18 protein-coding genes and 1 pseudogene are annotated in these 19,241 nt (G+C 47.4%); 9 read left to right on the forward strand and 10 right to left on the reverse strand.

The features are described 5' to 3' along the window. Positions 1-73 precede the first annotated feature (73 nt). Entirely contained in the window at positions 74-778 is a 705-nt protein-coding gene (locus GEI7105_RS0103485) for a sugar phosphate nucleotidyltransferase (RefSeq protein ID WP_144053652.1), read from the forward strand. Positions 779-1,304: 526 nt separating this feature from the next. Then, positions 1,305-2,579, forward strand: coding sequence for a glycosyltransferase (locus GEI7105_RS28890; RefSeq protein WP_017659097.1), 1,275 nt, complete (start codon positions 1,305-1,307; stop codon positions 2,577-2,579). A 79-nt stretch (positions 2,580-2,658) separates the two neighbouring features. On the opposite strand, the gene GEI7105_RS33075 is transcribed toward GEI7105_RS28890, so the two are convergent. After that, complete coding sequence (locus GEI7105_RS33075; RefSeq protein ID WP_083862303.1) at positions 2,659-3,543, reverse strand: class I SAM-dependent methyltransferase; 885 nt, start codon at positions 3,541-3,543, stop codon at positions 2,659-2,661. A gap of 298 nt (positions 3,544-3,841) precedes the next feature. Between GEI7105_RS33075 and GEI7105_RS0103505 the strand changes: the two genes are divergently transcribed. Beyond that, complete coding sequence (locus GEI7105_RS0103505; RefSeq protein ID WP_017659099.1) at positions 3,842-4,951, forward strand: cyclic nucleotide-binding domain-containing protein; 1,110 nt, start codon at positions 3,842-3,844, stop codon at positions 4,949-4,951. Between the two features lie 255 nt (positions 4,952-5,206). Here GEI7105_RS0103505 and GEI7105_RS0103510 read toward each other — a convergent pair whose 3' ends face one another. The 3 genes from GEI7105_RS0103510 to GEI7105_RS0103520 form a co-directional block, all read right to left on the reverse strand. Beyond that, positions 5,207-6,385, reverse strand: coding sequence for an SAM-dependent methyltransferase (locus tag GEI7105_RS0103510; protein WP_017659100.1), 1,179 nt, complete (start codon positions 6,383-6,385; stop codon positions 5,207-5,209). A 199-nt stretch (positions 6,386-6,584) separates the two neighbouring features. Beyond that, a complete protein-coding gene (locus tag GEI7105_RS28900) occupies positions 6,585-7,304 on the reverse strand; it encodes a YwaF family protein (protein WP_017659101.1) in 720 nt (239 codons plus the stop codon). Positions 7,305-7,307: 3 nt separating this feature from the next. Continuing rightward, positions 7,308-8,630, reverse strand: a complete 1,323-nt coding sequence (locus tag GEI7105_RS0103520) for an efflux RND transporter periplasmic adaptor subunit (RefSeq protein ID WP_144053653.1) — start codon at positions 8,628-8,630, stop codon at positions 7,308-7,310. 361 nt (positions 8,631-8,991) lie between these two features. Between GEI7105_RS0103520 and GEI7105_RS0103525 the strand changes: the two genes are divergently transcribed. The 6 genes from GEI7105_RS0103525 to GEI7105_RS0103545 all read left to right on the forward strand — a co-directional run bounded on the left by GEI7105_RS0103525 (position 8,992) and on the right by GEI7105_RS0103545 (position 11,371). Further along, positions 8,992-9,282 carry a hypothetical protein gene (locus GEI7105_RS0103525; protein ID WP_035492647.1) on the forward strand — a complete coding sequence of 97 codons (291 nt, stop codon included), beginning with the start codon at positions 8,992-8,994 and terminating at the stop codon, positions 9,280-9,282. Next, the gene (locus GEI7105_RS0103530) at positions 9,272-9,625 is read left to right on the forward strand and encodes a clan AA aspartic protease (RefSeq protein ID WP_202804382.1); all 354 of its coding nucleotides are present in this window, start codon (positions 9,272-9,274) and stop codon (positions 9,623-9,625) included. The genes GEI7105_RS0103525 and GEI7105_RS0103530 overlap by 11 nt, the downstream gene beginning before the upstream one ends. 113 nt (positions 9,626-9,738) lie before the next feature. Beyond that, complete coding sequence (locus GEI7105_RS40310) at positions 9,739-9,861, forward strand: hypothetical protein (protein WP_017659105.1); 123 nt, start codon at positions 9,739-9,741, stop codon at positions 9,859-9,861. Positions 9,862-10,174: 313 nt separating this feature from the next. Further along, positions 10,175-10,384, forward strand: a complete 210-nt coding sequence (locus GEI7105_RS0103540; protein WP_017659106.1) for a type II toxin-antitoxin system HicB family antitoxin — start codon at positions 10,175-10,177, stop codon at positions 10,382-10,384. 45 nt (positions 10,385-10,429) lie between these two features. Then, complete coding sequence (locus tag GEI7105_RS40920) at positions 10,430-10,612, forward strand: type II toxin-antitoxin system HicA family toxin (protein WP_245555442.1); 183 nt, start codon at positions 10,430-10,432, stop codon at positions 10,610-10,612. Between the two features lie 72 nt (positions 10,613-10,684). After that, entirely contained in the window at positions 10,685-11,371 is a 687-nt protein-coding gene (locus GEI7105_RS0103545; RefSeq protein ID WP_017659107.1) for a Uma2 family endonuclease, read from the forward strand. Positions 11,372-11,400: 29 nt separating this feature from the next. On the opposite strand, the gene GEI7105_RS39640 is transcribed toward GEI7105_RS0103545, so the two are convergent. The 6 genes and pseudogenes from GEI7105_RS39640 to GEI7105_RS41225 all read right to left on the reverse strand — a co-directional run. After that, the gene (locus tag GEI7105_RS39640) at positions 11,401-12,042 is read right to left on the reverse strand and encodes a pentapeptide repeat-containing protein (RefSeq protein WP_071591961.1); all 642 of its coding nucleotides are present in this window, start codon (positions 12,040-12,042) and stop codon (positions 11,401-11,403) included. 63 nt (positions 12,043-12,105) lie between these two features. After that, positions 12,106-12,804, reverse strand: coding sequence for a pentapeptide repeat-containing protein (locus GEI7105_RS39645; RefSeq protein ID WP_017659109.1), 699 nt, complete (start codon positions 12,802-12,804; stop codon positions 12,106-12,108). A gap of 308 nt (positions 12,805-13,112) precedes the next feature. Beyond that, a complete protein-coding gene (locus GEI7105_RS0103560) occupies positions 13,113-16,151 on the reverse strand; it encodes an efflux RND transporter permease subunit (protein ID WP_017659110.1) in 3,039 nt (1,012 codons plus the stop codon). Positions 16,152-16,377: 226 nt separating this feature from the next. Next, positions 16,378-17,274 carry an acyl-CoA desaturase gene (locus GEI7105_RS0103565; protein ID WP_017659111.1) on the reverse strand — a complete coding sequence of 299 codons (897 nt, stop codon included), beginning with the start codon at positions 17,272-17,274 and terminating at the stop codon, positions 16,378-16,380. 4 nt (positions 17,275-17,278) lie between these two features. Next, positions 17,279-18,802: a B12-binding domain-containing radical SAM protein gene (locus GEI7105_RS0103570; RefSeq protein WP_017659112.1), complete on the reverse strand. Its 1,524-nt coding sequence runs from the start codon at positions 18,800-18,802 to the stop codon at positions 17,279-17,281. A 283-nt stretch (positions 18,803-19,085) separates the two neighbouring features. Then, positions 19,086-19,241: pseudogene (locus GEI7105_RS41225) on the reverse strand (IS701 family transposase); the annotation flags it as partial.

Here is a 19,241-nt window from a genome sequence, read left to right on the forward strand (position 1 = left end):
CTCCAGAACGGCTGCTTTTTGTCAATCCCTATGACCCTTCTGAGTTTTCTGCACCACTAAGGCGAAAGAGTTGTTGCCCGTTTTTTTTAAAACAGACGATCGCGAGAATGGAAAACGAGTCTATCCTCGAGCGGCGGCGGAGTACTCTATTCAAGCGATGCGCCATGCTAACATTCAATTTGTATTGACGGTTATCTCCGATCGCAAAACTGAAGTTATTAAATATTTTAGTGACGGTCGAGATTTCGATATCAATATAGCCTATTTGCATCAAAAAGAGCCTTATGGATTGTCTGATGCAATTAATAAAGGCTTTCAATGGTATAAAAATTCTTATGTTTTTTTGGCTCTCCCAGATACAATTTTCTATCCTTTTCATGCTATCCGTGCTATTCGAGAGGAAATTTTGGCGTCCCAAGCAGATTTGGTTTTAGGCGTTTTTCCAACCTCTAAACCCGAGCAGTTAGGGCCGGTTCGCTTTGATTCAAGCGGTAAGGCGATCGAGGTGTTAGACAAACCCAAGGGATCGAGTGTTTTTAACACTTGGGGAATTGCAGTATGGTCTCCCACGTTTTCTAAACTGCTGAATCAGTATATGGCGATTTCACTGGAAGCTCAACAACAGCCCATTGGTAATATATTTAACCTCGCGATTACTCGTGGATTAAATGTCAGAACTGTTTTCTTTGAAGATGGAGAATACATCGATTTGGGAACGCCAGAAGGATTGGCTCATGTCATTCTCGACCGTGAATTATCGGGTCTTAAGGAAATATAAGGAAAGAGTTTGACGCAAGATATTCAGATCGAGAGGCAACAAACTTATACGAGGGTGCATCTCAAAAATGTAAATTCATCGAATTGGGCGCACTCAATTTCCAGATCCCCGGCATCTTGGAGATGCCGGGGATCTTATACCGGAAGTGCTAATCGGGAATTTTGCCACCCAAAACTGATGTTTTTGCACTCATTGAGATGCACCCCTTATACGATACGACCGATCGCCTATCAGAACGTTACAAAATATTTAAATATATGGCGATCGCACGATCCTATGGGATACCGTGGGCGGTTAGATGCTGAAACTTACTAAAATCTCTAGGTTTTGATTTGTTTTGACTAAAATCGGATTTAGATCGATCGCTCAGTTTGCGTAATGCACTACCATCAGTCGTCTGTTTCGTAACAAGAACAGATCAGACATAGAGGTTTTATCAGAACATCAATTTGGCGTCTTCGTACTGACTGAAAAATTTTTTTCAGTCAGATGGCTTAGCGTGAAAAATTGCGACTCAAGACAAAAAATGGCACGGATTACAATCTTAGCAGTCGGTTCCCGTGGAGACGTTCAACCGGGCATTGCTATCGGCGTCGAACTGAAGGCGGCCGGTCATACAGTTAAGGTGGCAACGCATCAGTTATTTGAGTCGTTTGTTCGCAGCTACGGCCTCGATTTTACTCCGTTATGTGGCGATCCCGAATACTGGCACAGTGGTAAAGAATGGACGGATACCAAAGGTCAAGGGTTTGATTGGATTCGTGCCAACAGTCAACGTATTGTCGAAATGGGACGACGCTATTTAGACGATCTGTGGAATGCTTGTCAAGGTGCCGACGCTATTTTTTGGCATCCGTTAGCCTTGGTGTGCGATCGCATGGCGCAAGCTCTCGGTATCCCGTCTTTTGCGTTAGCACCAGCACCGGCAACGCCAACAAGAGCGTTTGCTTGTCCGTGGGTATCCGGTTTGTTCGTAGACGGACCGGAGTTTTACAACCGTTTGAGCTGGGGCGCAACCTATCAGTTTTACTGGCACGTCGTGCGAGGTGGCGTCAACTCGTGGATTGAGGAAACCCTCGGTTTACCGGGTTATTCGATACTCGGCCCCTATCACGATATGGTCGTGCAGAAGCGTTTGAAAGTCTTCTACGCCTACAGTCCCGCACTGTTACCGAAACCGAAAGATTGGTTAGATACCATGCACGTGACGGGCTTTTTATCACTCGATCGCCCTTCGAGTTGGGAACCTCCCCAGGATCTCGTGGATTTTCTCGACGCCGGTTCGCCACCGGTTTTTGTTGGGTTTGGCAGTATGCGGAGTCGCAACCCCGACGTGATGACTGAGTTGATTTTAGAAGCGTTAGCACAAACGGGACAGCGAGGTATTTTAGCTACAGGATGGGGCGCGATCGCCAATACGGATTTACCCGATACTGTTTTTCAAATCGATTCTGTTCCCCACGATTGGCTGTTTCCGAAAGTGGCTGCTGTGGTTCATCACGGCGGACCGGGAACTGTTGCAACTATTCTGAAAGCTGGTGTTCCGATGGTCGTGGTTCCGTTTTTTGGCGATCATTTTCTGTGGGCTAACCAAATTACTAAGTTGAGATTGGGATCGTCAGTTTTCAAACATCAATTAACTGTAGACCGTCTTTCGGCGGCAATTTCTTCTGTTGTCAGCGACGAAGTTTTAAAAGCGAGGGTTCGTACTTTTAGCCAAACAATTCAGTCTGAAAACGCATCGAAGTACATTGTCGATCGCTTTCATCAGTACTTTGACAATCCTGCAAAAATTGCTTGATTTGCTATCGGGTACAGTCAGTTACCGTTTCGCGATCTTTGATTTTTTTTGACGTTCTTCTAGAATTTACCGCGAAAATTCACAAAGGGCGGCGAAACAGAATTATCATATTTCCTGGTATCGGGAAAAAGTAACCTAAAAAAAAGTAAAATAAAAGAAGGGGGGAAGTGAATACCATACCAATACGTGGCGTATCTTCCAAACTATCGATCGCGTTTCCCATTCGCCGAACATAAGACCAAATAAATCGGGTGTTGACCCCCGGAAATAGCGTATCGAAACACCATCGATCGACGACCTCAACCACTTCTAAGCCGTAGGAAACGCCGAGATCGATTAAGGCGCGTTCTGAAAGAATATGTCGGTGATAGGGTTGATGAAATTCTGGACGATGAACGTCTGATAAGTTGAGTTCTTGCGCGTTTGGTGTTCCGATAAGGAACAAGCCACCCGGTTCCAAACAACGAACGGCTTCTTCAAACAAATCGCGAGGTTCTTCAAAGTGTTCGATGACATCGTAAGACGTAACGATGTGGTATTGGCGATCGAGTACAGTGCGATCGGAAAATTGAGGGACATACGGATCGTAGCCGATCGCTCCTTTGTATCCCAATTTGTTTAAAAACGATACGAACGAGCCGTGATTGCAACCGAAATCGAGAATTTGACGATTTTTCTGAAGTCCGTTTTTTCTGAGAAATTGAATTTGGCTCCAATAGCTACAAATTGTAAAATAATTTAAACCAATATTGCTAAAATAGTCTTTATAATAAACATTTAAATCTACAGATTCTTGAGAATGGAGAGAAGAACAGTTTTTACACCGCCATACTGTAAAGTACTGATGTTGAAATCTCTTCATATTCGACGGAATTTGCGCGATCTCTGTTGCGCGATCGACTGTCCCTGGATTGTCGCACACATTACAAACTGTCCGATCGCGATCGCTCGGAGTGCTTTTCATATTTTGTGATTGCCGGTATCGATACTTTTTTAAAATTTATCATAGATTGCGATCGACCTTTTTTATCTTCAAAATAACTTCAAGGAAATTTAAAAAATCTTAACTAGAGTTATAAAACTAGAGGCAAACCGCTCGAAAAGCCAAACCGATTTCCATTGCTTCGGATTTTATTCGATCGTTAAACTTCTATAAATTTGCAACAAACTATTGAAAGGTTGAGATAATTATGCTAAGCTCGATCTATCTAAATATTGACTTATCGCGTTTCCGGGTTTCAAGTAAGTAAAAAGGGAGCGTCATGCTGGAAAATTTTGCAATATTAAAAAAATTAAACAAAGATCAAATCTTAGAGATCGAAAAAGCTTGTAAATTACGGTCTTACAATCCTGGCGATCTCATTTGCAAAGAGGGAGAAATTTCAGACGAGATTTATTTTTTGATATCCGGGCAAGTCGAGCTTTACAAAATTGAAGAAAACACCCAAAACAATCTGAAATTTAAAGAAATGTCAGAAGGCGAAAGTTTTGGAGAAATGTCTTTTGTCGATGGTTCGCCGAGAAGTTGTTCTATTCAAGCGGCGACGCCAGACACGAAAATCGCAGTTTTATCGAAACAGACGTTTATCGATCTCGTTCCCGACGCCTTTAAAATTATCAATGGGATTAGCGGAACGATTACCCAACAGGTGAGCGAAAACTTAAGACTGCTGAGCGATCGCCACATCGGAACGCTGCAAAAACAAATCGACGAATTACAAGAGCGAAATCACTTCGCTTACTTTTTATTTTTAATTCTCTTATCGTTGTTTATCGTCACCAGCGTTAACGCTGCGATCGCCGACTTTTTCCCGACTTACAACCCTCAAACTTCCTTACCTTTTTTAATCGGATATCTCGTCGTTGTCGTGTTGATTCCAGCACTCCTCGGACGAAGTCATTTGAACTTGTCTTTTAGCGCAATTGGCGTGACGACTCGCAATCTCAAACCCTCACTTCGCGATGGTGTCGTGGTGAGTATCGTCGGTGCGATCGCGTTTTGGGGAATTGCATTAGTCCTCGATCGGATCGTTCCAGGTTCCGATTTCGCTTCAAAAATTTGGACTTGGCCGGGTGGTTCTGTCGTTCTTTTAATTTATCTCGCGCACAGCTACGTTCAAGAGTTACTTCGAGGCGCAGTTCAGATTTCAATTGAAAACTTTTTGGTCGATCGCAAGGGACGCGCGGGAATTTTTATTACCGCGTTGTTTTTTGGAATGTTTCACGTTCCTTACGGCACGCAAGCGATTGTCTTAACCTTAATCGGGAGTCTGATTTTTGGCTTCGTCTATAAGCGAACGTACAACTTAGTCGGAGTCACGCTCGTACATTTCGTGTTTGGAATCTTGCTAATTAATATGGGTTTAATTTAACGCCGACAAAATTCAAGATCGAGGAGTCGGTGCGTTACGCGGAAATCTCATTAACTGGATTTCAATTCCATTTTCTGACCGCGTAACACACCTTACCATTGCGGAGTCGGTGCGTTACACGGAAATCTCATTAACTGGATTTCAATCCTATTTTCTGACCGCGTAACGCATCCTTGTATGTGGGTGGTGTACATTGGCGGTGCGTGACGATTTATAGGTCTAAGGATTTACACCCGATTTTTCAAGTCACGCACCCTACCCGCGATAATCTGCGGGATATTCCAACACAACGCGATAGGCGGTGACGCTGTACGAAGGTTTGCTCATGGCGTTGGCGGTTCCCGCACAGAGGATACGGAACAACCGCCAGAACCGTTCGTCTGACTGCGCGATCGCTTCGGCTTTCCGCTGCATCCAACGTTCGTATCCCCCTTTCGCCCACAAATAATAATTGCGGCGATCGTTGTACAATCCTGCAATCTCGAAGGGTGATTTCCGTACCGCTGCCACGAATTCTGGCATATCCACGTGACGAAACGCCCCAGGCCAAACGTATTTCGTGACGAAACTGTGGGTTCCGTTGGTGTGGTTGTCGGCGGCGAAATCGAGATACACCCGTCCCCCTGGGTTGAGGAGTTCGGGGAGTTTCTGCATCACCGATTCGTAATCTGACAAATCTTCGATGACTCCCATCATGGAAATCGCGTCGTATTTGCGATCGGGTTTGAACGTGAAGAAGTCTTGATAGCGAACTTCGGCGTTGAATTGATGTTCTTCGATAAGGTTTTCGACGAATTGCGCTTGATGTCGAGACAGGGTAATTCCCGTGACGTGGACGCCGCGAGATGCTGAATATCTGAGAAATCCACCCCACCCCGACCCCACTTCCAGCAAGCGATCGCCTGCTTTAAGGTTGAGTGATTCAAAGGCAAATTCGAGTTTGCGTTCTGCTCCAACTTCGAGACTATCTTCCTCGCTTTCGTAAATACCAGGGGTGTAGACGTGATAGTTGGTGTCGAGAGCGATGAGTTGGATATTCTCAGAATCGTAGTGTTTGGCAATCCATTGAGGATTGCATTTTTCCCGTCCAAAGAACATCGGCTGAAGCCGCTGCCATAGTTTCAGCAGTGGATTGAAATCTGACATCAAATCCCCTAACGACATGGCTTGAATGATGTCGCCTTCGGCTTCGATGTCGCCGTTCATATAGGCTTCGGTAATGGTGAGTTGATTGAGGGAAAGTAAGGCGTTTCGACCGGCTTCGGTTTTAATGTAAAGGTCGAAAATGGGTTCGGAGTCGCCGATAATCTGGTGGGAATCGTCGCGATCGTGCAGGGTAAAACTAAAGGGTAACTCTTGGTTTTGGGTCAGTCCAGATAGGAAGCGATCGAAAAATCGATCGGTTGCTCCATTGGCAATTTGGGTTACATCCATCACTATATATCTAGATAAGAACAAAGACGATGTTTTTTAAGGAAGTCCTGAGCTATTGCTTTGTAACATTTGAAATAAAAAACTGTCAATATTTAACGCTTTTAGATATATGAATTTTTGTATAACTCGCGTGACACTTTCACTTGTAGAACTCAATAATTATTATGAAAATTAACAAAATATTAAAAATCTCATTTTTTTAATGATTTTGGTGTAAAATATATTTGATTTTAAAAAGAAAATATAAAACGTAAAATACTAAAAATACTAAACCTTCACAGTAAAGTAAATACCAAGGCCAAGACGGGAGTGCATCGAAGAGAGTCGGACTCGGTGGCTTGTGAACTAAAAATAAATAGTTGCTCCCCAGGATTAGGTTGACGATGCCAACGAATGTCGCGTAAAGGTTAAACCCCAAAAACAAGCATAAAATGCTTTTGAATTTGGATCGATAGTGTTTAAAAATAACGACATACAATCCCATTGTAAAAATCGCGCCGTGATTGATAAAAGTTTGTACGAAGACGAAATGAGGAAACCCATAAATTCCGAGGGCAGGGGTCAACAACGCAGCGGTTGCGCCGCCGATGCCGAGGAAATAACAAAGGGGATAAAAGATGGGGTTTCCAGTAACTAATGCCACGACGCTGATATAGGTCATCGCCCCACATAATTCGAGGGGAAGCATGGTATCGATCGCCCATTTTCCCGTTGCCAGATTCCACAGTTGCCATGCCACTTCGCTAGAAACCAACAGAACCAACAAGCCGTAACGAACCGCGACGCCAAACCGTCGGGAACGTCGCCAACGCCACAGCGACAAATTCACCAGAACCACGATCGCCAACGCCACGAGATGGGGTGTTCCCAACAGTTGAAACGCGCCCCCTGCATAATCGCCGAGAAAGTAGCGGTTCATGGCTTATTGTGGGGAGTCGCTCTCGAGTACCGTGACGGGTTGGCCGGGAACCAGGCGATGAACCCCCTCCGCGACGACGCGATCGCCCGGTTGCAGGGTTCCGCGAACGAAGGCGCGATCGCTCTCGGCGCGAATTACCTCCACCGCATGGGGTTCGATGGCGTAAACCGACGAGTCCCCCTCGATTTCCCGCAAGCCGTAACAAGTCCACAACCCGCGCTCTCCCGACACTAACGCCGTCATGGGCAGCCAATACCCCGGTGTCGCCTCCGCCTGACGCAACGTCAACCGCACCACCGCACCGGGAACGGCGGGAACCTCTGGAGGTAACTCCAATAACAGGGTTTGCGTCTGGGTTTGCGTATCGACTTCCGGTAAAACAGACTTCAACACGGCGCGATAGGGCGTATCTTGCAGCCAAATTTGCGGCCGAGATCCCAGGCGGAGGGTAGACGCGATCGCCAGCGGGACGCCAATTCGCACCTCTAAGGCTTCGTCGCGAACCAAGTGCATCACCGCCGTTCCCGCCGAGACGACACTACCTTCGTGGAGGTACTGCGTTGTCACCGTTCCCGAAAACGGCGCGTACAGCGTATGTTGGGCGATGGTCAACTCGAGCGATGCAACTTGGGTTTGCAGTTGGCGGATTTCGGCCTGTTGCGCCGCTTGCTGCTGGGGTGGAGTTCCCGCTAACAACAGGTTCAGTTCGCTACGGGCGGCGTCGAGTTCCGCTTGGGCGATGTCTACGTTGGTTCGGGCGGCGTCGGCTTCTTCTTGAGCGATCGCACCGCGTCTGACGAGGTCTTGACGCCGTTTGGCGGTGAGTTCGGCCAGTTCCAGTTGGGCTTCGTAGCGACGCACTTTCGCCCGTCCGGTTTCGATTTCTTGAACCCGCGATCCCGCTTGCAATTCGTCGAGTCTGGCTTGGGAGCGATCGATCTGCGCGAGGAGTTCGGCCCGTTGTAGTTCCAATTCTTGGGTATCTAAAACGGCGAGGGGGGTTCCCGCCGCAATGCGATCGCCTTCGGAGACGAAGAGCGTGGCGACAACGCCGGAATGTTGGAAGCTGACATCGCTGCTGCGGGGAGATTCTACAGTTCCGCTGTAAGATTCTTCCACTTCGTAGGTGGCAGTTTCTTGGAGGGCGATCGCGCGAACCGGAAGCGGCGTTTCCACTTCCACCTCGCCCTCTACATCGGCCGCTGCGATGGGGGATTCCGGTTTTTTCAGCATCCATCCGCCGAAAAACGCCAGGGCGATCGCACCCAAAGCGATGAGTCGCTGGGGCGACAGAGATGCTCGAAGGATATCTTTGACCCGTTTCACGATCGGTTCTCCCAACGTTTCGGCGTGACTGTCGAGATGGGGGGTGTGGAGTGTTGTTGAGGCGTGCTTTTGCGGGCGATCGCGTCGTATTCACAATCCAGACCGCGATTCGTCTTGCCCCATTGTGGCAGCGAATTCCACGAAACACCGCTTAAGCACAAGTTTCTTTAAAAAGAAGCTGTCGATCGCGTGAGGCCAAAGTGTAGGATTTGGACTCGATCGATTCTCTCGCCGTCGAGTTCGCCATGACTGTCGCCCTCGCTACCTGCCTGCTCTGAGATTTAGTTACATTTCAAACTTGAATTGGCGAGATATGATAAAGGAGTTCTCAGATGTTAACGTAGCGATCGAAAGTCAACCTATGCAAGCGATCCTGTTAAGCAATGAAGAAGTGGCGAAACGCGCCTACCAAATCTACGAAGGTGGAATTCGCCAAAAGGTTGAAACAGAAGAAAATATTGGCAAAATGGTCATCATCAATGTTGAGACAGGTGACTATGAAGTTGATGAAACCGGGCTACAGGCAGCCCGAAGCCTTCAGGAAAAGTCCCCGTATGCAAGACTCTTTGGCATCCGTATCGGCTATAATGTAGCGGCTTCTTTCGGTGGTGTGATGGAGCGGGTGAGCAGTGATTTCCGGTATGGTGACTGATAGAAATGCGATCGTCTCATTGACCTTTCTTTTGGTGAATGGTGCAACTTTTCCGATCGAGTTTGTCATCGATACAGGCTTTACGGATCGCCTTTGCCTCCCGTCAGAGGCCGTAAATTTGCTCAGACTTCCATTTTTGTACACTTTACCTGCAAACCTGGCAGACAACAGTTCAGTCTTTTTGCCCGTCCATCAGGCGACAATCTTTTGGGATGGAGCAGAACGAGATGTTCGTGTGTTTGCGACTGGGCGACGACCGTTGATTGGAACCGCACTGCTTAACGAGCAAGAACTGGTCATTCAGTTTACGGAGGGTGGGTTGGTGACGATCGATGAGTTATAGCGTCTAAGAAAACGCCTAGACTACAGCTTGAATTTTTGCTCTATTTTGGCAGTGGATTTATTGAAATCCCTCTAAAAACCCAGTTTCTTTAAGAAAGTGTAGGATTGCAATAGATGCAACCGATCGAGATCGAGTCAGCCATGACATCCCTTGCAACTGAGTTTGCAGAAGAAGACTGTACTCTTACTGAAGCTGGAATGGGTGATGATTCAGCGATGCTCGATCGAGAAGATTAGCCATGACCGAGCCGCTTCAACGGGGAGAAGTTTGGTCGCCAAATCTCAATCCCACTGGGTCTTCTGGGTTTAAGGTGATAAGCTAATTTTATGATAAGTAAGACCCTTACTGTAGGGGCGTCATGGCAATGCGCCCCCGCCCAATTTTGCATTCAAAATAACAAATTACACCACAAGTCCCGAAGACCCATCCCACTCAAGGTTCCGAGCATTGGAGCATCTCGATCTAAAAAAAACCTTGCACCTTTTTTAAAAAAAGTTTTAAAACTCTTACCCGGTATACATTTAATATTGATTCAGAAAACCTTAGCTTATGAGAACATTCACTGCAATTATCGAGCAAGATTCTGACACTAACCTCTATGTGGGTTATGTCCCTGGATTTGCTGGAGCGCACTCCCAAGGAGAAACTTTGGATGAGTTGCACGAAAACCTTCGTGAAGTCATTGAGATGCTTTTGGAAGATGAGGAATTAGCATTCAAGACCGAGTTTGTTGGTATACAGCAGATTGTGGTTCAGTAGTCCATGAGTAACATTCCCGTTCTGAAGCCGTAAGAAGTTGTACGTATTCTAGAAAATCTAGGCTTTGTAGAGGTTCGTCAAAAAGGTTCACACAAGCAGTTTCGGCATGAAGATGGTCGAGGGGCAACTGTTCCGTTTCATAAAGGACGTGATATTTCTCCGAGACTTCTATGGCAAATTGCAAGCGACATCGAACTGACTGTTGAAGAACTGTTAAAGTCGCAGTGAGGTCTAACAAGCCGCTTGCACCCGACCGTCAAAAGGTTATTTATTACTATCCAAAGTGTAGGATTGCAATAGATGCAACCGATCGAGATCGAGTCAGCCATGACCGTCACCCTCGCTACACCACTCAGTCAGATCGAACTTACGCCGGATAGTGCGATTCGCGTCAGCGGCGTGAGTTGGGAAAGCTATATCGCGTTGTTGGGGGAATTGGGAGAAAATCGCGCAACTCGCATTGCTTACAACGATGGAGTGTTAGAAATTAGAATGCCGGGGGCGTTTCATGAAATCGTCAACCGAGTTCTTGCCGCCATTGTATTAGTACTGGCGGAGGAGTTGGGGCTAGAATTCAACAATCTCGGTTCGACGAGGTTCGACAGCTCAGAGTTTGCTAAGGGTATCGAACCGAATAGTTGTTTTTTTATTCAAAACGCGCAGGCGGCTCAGGGACTTGATGGGGAGATATCCTCGAACGTTCCCCCCGATTTGGCTGTTGAAGTCGATATCGCCCATCGTTCTCAGAGCAAACTTCCGATTTACAGTGCGATCGCCGTTCCCGAACTCTGGCTGTACCGACAGGATGCGCTGTTGATTTTGGCATTGCAAGGGGGAGAGTACCGAGAAATTTCGACGAGTCTGGCGTTTCCCGCCGTCAGCATCGCGCAACTGAACCAGTGGTTGCAACTGCGAAAAACGGGGACGGATTTAACGGTAGTTCGAGCCGTTCGAGCATTTTGTCGCGATCGCTCGACCTCGCCCTAAAGCTCTCTTGAGGTCGCAGTTTCTATAGATTAGAATCGCCATGGATTCATTTCAATTTCGCCATCAGGAAAAACTGTTTTCCAACAAGTTGCGTAACGGCGGTTTGTGGAGCAGCTCCAAAGTCCTTTCGTTTGGCTAAAATTAGTTTCTACAAAAGTAGCGCGATCGAAATTGGAGCCGATCAAATTAGCTTGAAATAGGTTGGCTCTTTCCAATGTAGCCAGTGATAAATTTGCATATGCTAAATTAGCTTTGGTTAAATTTGCTCGAGTTAGATTTGCGACGATAAGATTGGCTTTAATTAGATCGGCTTCTGTCAAATTAGAATCTACTAGCATTGCTCCTCTTAGGTTGGCATCAGCAAAGTTCGCTCCAATTGAAGACACAAAATTCATATTAGCTCCAAATAAATCTGCACTCAATAAATTTGCTACATCCAGCAAAGCTAGCTGGAGATTTACTTCTATAAGCTGGGAATGCTGCAAATTCGATCCAGACAAGTCAGCTTCAGATAAATTTGCTTCTTGTAAATTACAATTCTGTAAATTCGCTTCAGTCAACAAAGCTTTGCTTAAATTAGCGTTTTTGAGATTACTTCCTGTCAAATTTGTATGGCGAAGATCGGCAGAGTTTAAGGGTCTTCGGAGTTTGTGGTTATAAATGTATAGCATGATACAAAAAATTGAAGATTCGAGAGCCAAAACCCTTGAAATCTCGTGAAGTTAGTTTTTCTGTCACCCTAAACTCCGAAGAGCCGAGTTTAATATAATATTCTCTAGATTGACGTCAATTAAACTAACACCAATTAAGTTCGATTTGCTAAAATCTCTTTTTCCGCCTTGATATTCTCTTAGCAATCGTTTTGCTCTATCTTTTGGGCTACTATTTCCTTGTTTAATTGTTTTTGATTTGGCATGATAAATATCAGATCTACGGATATCATGTAGACATCCAAATATTGTGTTGTCTAATATTGCATATTGCAGGTTGACAGCCTTATTCAAATTAGTATCTCTCAGATTCGCATTCTTGAGATTTGTACCATAAAAATCTACATTTTCTAATTGACATGATTCAAGATTTGCACCTTCAAGATTTGCTCCGATAAAACTAGCTCCATTCAAAATTGACTGACTCAAACAGGCTTGACTCAAATTGGCATTACTAAAGATAGCACCTTGTAGTCTACAAGGTGCAAAAATAGAGCCTTTCAAATTTGCATTTTCAAAGTCGGCGTTAGATAAATCCGATCTACTGAAATTAACTCCTAAAAGTTTTGCGTTTCTAAAACTGATGCCTGTCGCCCAATGCAAAATAGGTCTAGAAACATTTAATTGAATTGCCTCTTCAAATAAATCAACTTCTCTTAGATAAATACCGTCAAAATCTTTTTTTCCAGAGTCCCATTGTTTGAGAAATTCTTTAACATCCATCGATGTATATCTATCTATTTTAAGGTGTCAGAATAACATCAGTTTAACGCAGACCTCTAAATTCGTGCATTTCCTCATTGTTAGCTCCCTCGAGCATTATAAATCTTATATTTGCAAGGGGGAGAGTACCAAGAAATTTCGACGAGTCTGACGTTTCCCGCCGTCACCGCAACGCAACCAGTGGTTGCAACTGCGAAAAACGGGGACAGATTTAACGGTGGTGCGCGCTGTGCGAGAATTTTGTCGCGATCGCTCGACCTCACCCTAACGGTTTCCCCATCCCCTCATCACCTCACCCCATCCTCATCTCAACTGACCCGAGGCCGTTTCACCAACACATACGCGCAAGGAACGAAAAACAACGCCAACAGCGTCGCACCGCCAACCCCACCCGCAATACAAATCGCCATCGGCGGCCAAAACCCGCCACCGCCCAAAATCAAGGGAACAAAACTCGCCATCGTCGTAAACGTCGTGGTCAAAACGTGACGGGTCGATCGCACCACCACCTCGCGAATCGCCCCGCGATCGCCCACCGCCGCCTTCGCATCGTCCTGAATCCCCGCCAACACGACGATCGAATCGTTAATCGCAACCCCCACCAACCCCACCGTTCCCAACATCGCCATAAACCCAAACGGATAGCCGAACAGCCACAGCGAGAGCATCCCCAACCCCACCGAACCCACACCGACGATGGCGATAATCCCCGCCGAACGAAACGAGTTCAACGACAACACCAACGTCGCCACCATCATCACCAACAACACCCCCACCGCAGACATCAACTCTTCCACCGCGCGATCGCGTTCGGCAGATTCCCCGCCGATTTCCAAACGATACCCCGGAGGAACCGAAAAGCCTTCCGCCTCCACCCGCTGGCGAAACTCCGCCAACACCACGGCCGGTAAGACCCCCGCCCGCACGAACCCTTGAATCGTATTCACGCGGACGCCCTCACGACGCGAGATCGCCGTCAGTTGCGGTACCAGCGTCCACGAACTCACCGCAGACAGCGGCGGCGAAGCGTTCGTTCCTTGCAAGGTCAACGCCGCAATCCGTTCCACGTTCCCTCGGTCGGCGTTACTCCAACGCACCCGCACCGGGAGTTCGTCACTTCCGGCCAAAATCGACCCGCCCACGATCCCGTCTAAACTGGCTTGTAACTGTTCCGCCATCTCCACAGAACTGAGTCCCGCCCGTTGTAACGCGTCGTCGTCCCACCGCAACGCCAACCCCGGTAAGGTTTCCCCCAAATCCACCCGAGTGTGGACGATACCGGGAACTCCCGCCAAGAGCGATCGCAACTGGTTCCCCAGACGTTGCAACGTCGCCAAATCGTCCCCGTACACCCGAAGTTCGATGGGGGCGGGAATGTAGGGTCCGAAGACCAACTGACGCGCGATCGCCCGTGCAGACGGTAAATTGCGATCGAGTTCCCGTTGCACCGCTTCCACCAATTGCGGCACCTCCCGCGAATCGTCCAAAATGACGAAACTACTGGCGTAGTTGGGTCCTTCGTTGGCAAACTTGGGGGGCATATTTTGATAGAACGCGGGCGATCGCACCCCGAAAAACGAGTAAACGTCCGTCACGCGGGGATTATCTTCTAACAGCGATTCCGCTTGAGAAACCACCGTTTGCGTTTCCGCCATCGACGCCGACGGGGGTAACTCGTACTCGACGAGAAATTGATTCCGTTCCGTCGCCGGAAAAAACTGTTCGGGGAGTTGTCCCGCCACGCGAAACCCCAAAATCGGCAAACCGAACGCCAACACCATCCCCAGCAGCGGACGGGACAAACAAAAGCTCAACGCTCCTCGATACACCCGCGTCAGCGGCGACCAAGAAATCCCCGTCGCCACCGCGTTACCAGAACGATAAAACCGTCCGGCGATGGCGAGAACCACCGTCAGGGACAACCCGAGAGAACTCAACAACGCCAAAATCACCCCTTGGGCGAGGGGGCGCACGAATTCCCCTTTATCCCCCGGAAGCAGCAGAATCGGGACGAAGGCGATGACGGTGGTGAGGGTCGAAGCCAACAGCGGCGTCGCCAGGGTTTTTACGGTTTTGTCGATGGCGGCGGCGGAACTGTACCCGGATTTGAGGAAATGGGTGAGTTCGTCCACCACCACGATCGCGTTATCGATAAGCAGTCCCAGGGCGATAATCAAGCCGCTGATGGAGATTTGATTGAGTGAAATGTCTAAAATTCCCATCCACCCCACCACCATCAGAATCGACAGGGGAAGGGCGGAACCGATGATGAGAGCGGATTTCCAGCCCATCATGATTCCGGTGCAGAGACAGACGAAAAACACGCCCAACAGCAGGTTGTAAACGAGGTTTTGCAGTCTGGCTTCGACGTACTGACTCAAATCCAGCAGGATTTCGATGCCCAATTCTGGGGGTTGGTCGTCCCGCAAGCCGTCGAGAACTCGATACGCTTCTTGCGCCCAGCGATCGACCCGGAGGCTGGTGTCGATTTGTACTCCCAGGACGACGGCGGGTTTTCCGTTGACGCGGGCTAGTTCGGCGGGGGGTTCGCGAATGCTTTGACGGACGGCGGCCAAGTCGTTGAGGTGCAAGCTGCGGCTGTCGTGGCTGCGGAGGGGGAGTTGTCGCAGGCGATCGATGGAATCGAGGGGTTCGGCTAAGTCGAGGACGAGACGGTTCTGTTCGCCGTATACCTGTCCGGCGGCGACTTTGGCATCCCGTCCGCGAATCTGTTGCGAGATGCGTTGCGGCGTCAGTCCCAACACCGCCGCGCGATCGGGATCGACTTCTACGATAACTTCTTCGCTGGGTTGGCCGAAAAAGACGAGGCGATCGCTACCGTTAATGGCTTGCAGGCGATCGCTCAATTCTTCCGATTGGCGGCGCAAAATGGCGGAATTGGGGGGACTGTCCGCTTCCCACGTCAGGGCGACGACAGCAGCGAGGGCGCGAAAATCCAAGGGGACGTATTCGGGATCTCCAGCCCCTTGAGGAAGCAGCGGAACGGCATCGGAGAGGCGATCGCGCACCTGGGACCACACTTCGTCTACGTCGTCCACCGTCGGTTCCACTTCTAAAAAAATTGAGGACAACCCAGATACCGAGGTGGATTCGATTTTACGAAGATCTTGAATTCCCTCGAGAACTCCTTCGACTTTTTCCGTGACTAAGGTTTCGACGCGACTGGCACTGACACCGGGAAAGGAGGTCAATACACCGCCGTACCACTGACTGAATTCGGGGTCTTCCAGTTGGGGTAAAGTCTGATAGGAAGAGACGCCCCAAACGACGATGAGGCAAATGGTTAAAATTAGGAGTCGAAGGTTTCGATAAAACAAACTCCACATTTGGAGAACCCCGATGAACCGTCTGAAAGCTGGGCTATATTTGTTATCGTCTATTTTTTGAGAGAGCGATCGCGGCTTTAAATATCTTTAGTCCTCCAGATCCCCGGCATCTTGGAGATGCCGGGGATCTTATACGGCAATTTACTGAAATGGGAGGTTGCCACGAGTTACTTTACTATTGCTATCGTCTATTTTTTGAGGGTTGCATCGCGGGTTTTTAGTATTGCTACGTATTTTGCAACCGAGAGCGATCGAGACGTAACATCTCCTTTTGTGAAGGGACTCTCACATCCCAAGCCAAACCCAATTTTTCTAAAAGTTGGATAAACCACCAACTCGGATCGATTTGCCACCCGGTTAAACCTTGCCGTGCCGAACACGGGAACGCATGATGGTTGTTATGCCATCCTTCGCCAAGAGTCAGTATCGCAACTAACCCATGATTGCAGCTATAATCTTTCGTCACGAACGGGCGACTTCCCCACACATGACAAACGGAATTAACACAAGCACTCACATGATGACCGAATATTAACCGAACCAGTCCGCCCCAGAAAAAACCGCTAAAAAACCCCGTCCAAGTTCCGGTTAAAACGCCTCCAAGAACCGCCGGAATGACAAAAGAAAGCAGCGGCCAGACTAACGCATATCGACTGACAAAACAGATAACCGAATCGTTTTGAATATCGACCGCATAACGAAAATCAGATCGTTCCCAATCGTCATCAAAAATCCAGCCTAAATGGGAATACCAAAATCCCTTTAAACGCCCCCAAAAATCTTCACCGGAAAGATGGGGAGAATGGACATCTCCCTCGACATCTTCATAGCGGTGATGGCGACGATGAAGATCGACCCACCGAATCGGATCGCTTTGACCGGACATCGCCCCCAAAATCGCCAAAATGCGCCGAGTTTTGACACCCGTTTTAAAGGCTTTATGAGACAGCAAGCGATGATATCCCACGGTGACGCCTCCCATCGTAATAACGTGCATTCCCACTAACAAGCTGATATCCAAAAGGGTGACGTGCAAAATACCTGCAAACAGACCAACAGCGATAAGAAGCGGTCCCGCACAATCGACAACGATAATCAGAATTTTTAAAATCCGTTCTAGCATCAACTTAGACAACTTGAGGTTGAATTTGCTCCAAGGAGGGGGTTTGTTCTTCCGGCGAAACTAATTCTGCATAACGACCTAAGATTTTTTTATATTTCTGCTGATAAAAATTGGGTAATACTGTAGATTTTCCGTCGTGAAAATCTCGAAATTGCTTGTCGGTATGCAGTAGATTTAAAATTTCAAGATAGTATTTTTTTACCACCGCTTCTCCTTTTTGTCGAACGAAATGAATTAGCCGAGTACGGTTGTTTTTTGAGGTTTTGAGTCGTTTCTTCATCAGTTTTTCTGACGCCACGCTGTCCGACAACTCGATTAGCTTTTCATAGTAAGTGATGGCATCGTAATGTTTGAGTTGTGTCACCAAATGGGGAAAATAGTAAAATGTAAACGGCATTGATTTTAAAATGCGATCGTCCGCCCAAAAGCGATCGAACATTGGCGTTCCTCCAAACGGAACGGGAATTCCAATAACTGGCCAAGCTGAAGGAGTTTGTTCGATAAAACGCTTCATTAACTCGACGGGTTCGTCTCCTTTATCGGTATCGAGTCCAAACAACAAGGTCACCTGTTGGTAAGCGACGTGTTCGTACAGTTGTTCGACGTGTTCTGAGACGCGATCGACCTTTTCAAACCCTTTTTTAAATTTCAATCCCGCTTTAGTCGAATAATCGTCTTGCCAAGATTCGACCCCATAAGACGCCCCAATACACTTCGTTTTTCGCAATCGGGCAATTCTTGAAGGTGTCAGAATGCTTAAAGAACATTCCATCACGTAGGACATCCGCGACTCGGGTGGAATACTTTCGAGGACGTTGAAGACGCGATCGAATTGAATGGCAAAATTGGGATCGTGAAACGCCACGACTGTATTCGGATAGTTTTTGGCTAAATAGTGCAGGTCGTTGGACAAGCGATCGCTGGATAACACCTGATAAGGACTGTTCCAATCCATACAAAAATCACAAGTGTACGGACAACCCAGACTCGTAACCATCGGAACGCTAGTAAACACGCTCGGCCATTTTTTCTTAAAAAACGACGCCGTTAAAATTTCAGGCATTCGCTCTTCAACCGTCGGACAATCTGTAAAAGGTTTGGCACTGGAAATGTAATGTCCTTTCTCAAACTGTCCTGAAACAATATCGAAAATCAGTTCTTTATTACAGTCTTTCACCACTAAGTCAAAAAAGCGCAAACAATCGGCGGGAAACGATTCGGCATGAGATCCGCCAATGACAGTAAAGGCTCCGAACTGACGATACAGTTTCGCCAATCCATAGACGAGAGAACTGGCCAGCGTACAACAAGAGAAAAAGACGACATCTAAATCTTTCGGAAGCAACTGTTCGGGATTTCCCACGCCGTAATAGGTTGCATAAAAGCTTTGATGACCGAGTTGGCGACACCAAACAGAAATGGCTTGAGGAGTCAGACTCGCATATTGTTTTGTCAGAACAGTATGATGCAGTTTTTCAGTCCAAGACTGCGAAGGAAGTGCCATCACTTCTAAAATTCCAACTCTCATTATTGATTCTCCTATAATTTTTTTCGCTCGAATAGTCTGCGTCAATTTGCATTGACTAGATTTACGATCGCATCGAAAAAATAGCGATCGCTGAAGTACTCAATTTATACGAATACAAACAGAACATCGGGTTAGAAACGTATTTAAACGTTCGTTCTTGACGTTCGAGCGTTTCCAAATACCGATAAATCGATCTAGAAAAAGCTTCTCGATCGCGATCGCTTTACCATCGATAGCCTTCGATCGAGATCGTGCGATCGAACTAACGGTACTTAAACAAATTTCAAGCCCAAACCAAGCCAAAACGCGCTTTGTGAGCGGCAAACAGGTCTCGATTCTCGTTCAGCCATGCCACAAAACGAAAAGACATGGCTGTCCGAAAAGCCTCTAAAGCATCTACAAAAGTTTCCAAAGGTTGGTTCGCCCACTTCCTTCGTAA

It is taken from the genome of Baaleninema simplex PCC 7105 (genome assembly GCF_000332355.1).
GTDB classification, from domain to species: Bacteria; Cyanobacteriota; Cyanobacteriia; order Cyanobacteriales; family Geitlerinemataceae; genus Baaleninema; species Baaleninema simplex.